We start from the raw sequence: 681 nt of genomic DNA on the forward strand, positions 1-681 counted from the left end.
CATGAAGACCGCGGTGACGACGGTGTTCACCGGCAAGGAACGGGTGTTCAACCGCCGCTTCTTGATCATGGCCGACCACTACATGATCGAGCCCACCGCCTGTTCGCCGGCGGCAGGTTGGGAGAAGGGCCAGGTCGAGCACCAGGTACAGACGATCCGCGGACGGTTCTTCCAGCCCCGGCTGCGCTTCTCAAGCCTGGAGGAGCTGAACGGGTGGCTAGAGGCAGAGTGCCGCCGGTGGGCGGCGCTGCACTCGCATCCCGAGCAGAAGGAGCTGACCGTTGCCCAGGCATGGGACGCCGAACGCCCTGCGCTACAGGTGATGCTGGCGCCGTTCGACGGCTTCCACGAGACGTCGCACGCGGTGACCGGCACCTGCCTGATCAGCTTCGACCGCAACCGCTACTCGGTCATGGCCAAGGCAGCCCGGCGCGCGGTGCAGGTGCGTGCCTATGCCGACCGGATCGTGGTCCGCCTGGACGATGAGGTCGTCGCCGAACATCCCCGCTTCTTCGGACGCGATCGGATGATCCTCGACCCGTGGCATTACCTGCCGGTGCTGGCCAAGAAGCCAGGCGCCTTGAGGAACGGCGCACCGTTCCAGGACTGGGATCTGCCACCGGCGCTGGCTCGGCTCAGGCGCAAGCTCGGGTGTAGCGCGACGATCTGGATGAGAAGTTA

General features: G+C 66.1%; 1 protein-coding gene. It reads left to right on the forward strand.

Annotated elements, in window-relative coordinates:
• Nucleotides 1-681: Mu transposase domain-containing protein (locus SX1_RS22245; protein WP_019054871.1), on the forward strand; the 681-nt coding region annotated here is incomplete at both ends.

Origin of the sequence: Sphingobium xenophagum NBRC 107872 (genome assembly GCF_000367345.1) — a bacterium.
Lineage (GTDB): Bacteria > Pseudomonadota > Alphaproteobacteria > Sphingomonadales > Sphingomonadaceae > Sphingobium > Sphingobium xenophagum.